The organism is Arthrobacter arabinosi (assembly GCF_054511115.1).
The window spans coordinates 1-1169 of sequence record NZ_JBTNDF010000035.1; the positions used below are offsets into that span (position 1 = coordinate 1).

Consider the following 1169-nt stretch of genomic DNA (forward strand, 5'->3'; position numbering starts at 1 on the left):
TTCAGCCGAGATGGAGTAACATCTTAAAAGTTGATATTTTACGGGGGCATAGCTCAGCTGGGAGAGCACCTGCTTTGCAAGCAGGAGGTCATCGGTTCGATCCCGTTTGCCTCCATTGGCCGGAAGGCCAAGTTTGTACGTTGAAAACTGAATATCTTAATTCCAAGAAAAAACCGAGAATCATTGAGATCAATGAAAACATTGCAAAGCGACCGAGAGAGTTCGAAAGAACAAACTTGCAAGGTCAAGTGAAGAAGGGCGCACGGTGAATGCCTTGGCACTGGAAGCCGATGAAGGACGCGACTAACCGCGAAAGTCTTCGGGGAGCCGTAAGTAGGCTTTGATCCGGAGGTCTCCGAATGGGGGAACCCAGCATGTGCAGACATGCTATCCTTAAGTGAATACATAGCTTAAGGAGGGAACACGCAGTGAACTGAAACATCTAAGTAGCTGCAGGAAGAGAAAGAAATATCGATTTCCCAAGTAGCGGCGAGCGAACAGGAAAGAGCCCAAACCGGCAGATTTATCTGCCGGGGTTGTAGGACTGAGACATGGCCCTTCAGAGGATAGCAGAAGCGTTTGGGAAAGCGCGCCAGAGAGGGTGAGAGCCCCGTAAGCGCAATCCAAAGAAGGCCTATCAGTATCCTGAGTAGGGCGGGACACGTGAAATCCCGCTTGAATCCGCGAGGACCATCTCGCAAGGCTAAATACTAACCAGTGACCGATAGTGAACCAGTACCGTGAGGGAAAGGTGAAAAGAACCCCGGGAGGGGAGTGAAATAGAACTTGAAACCGTGTGCCTACAAGTAGTCAGAGCCCGTTAACGGGTAATGGCGTGCCTTTTGTAGAATGAACCGGCGAGTTGCGTTAGTCAGCAAGGTTAAGTCAGAAAAGACGGAGCCGTAGCGAAAGCGAGTCTGAAGAGGGCGAGCAGTTGGCTGACGCAGACCCGAAACCAAGTGACCTACCCATGACCAGGTTGAAGGCGCGGTAAAACGCGCTGGAGGACCGAACCCACGTAAGTTGAAAATTGCGGGGATGAGTTGTGGGTAGCGGTGAAATTCCAAACGAACTTGGAGATAGCTGGTTCTCTCCGAAATAGCTTTAGGGCTAGCCTCGCAAAGAGGATGCTGGAGGTAGAGCTCTGTTTGGACTAGGGGCCCGTCAAG

At 51.2% G+C, this 1169-nt stretch carries 1 tRNA gene and 1 rRNA gene; both read left to right on the forward strand.

Annotated elements, in window-relative coordinates:
• Positions 1 to 42: 42 nt before the first annotated feature.
• Positions 43 to 115: transfer RNA gene (locus ACX80P_RS16965), tRNA-Ala, on the forward strand.
• A 127-nt stretch (positions 116 to 242) separates the two neighbouring features.
• A 23S ribosomal RNA gene (locus ACX80P_RS16970) occupies positions 243 to 1169 on the forward strand; the annotation flags it as partial.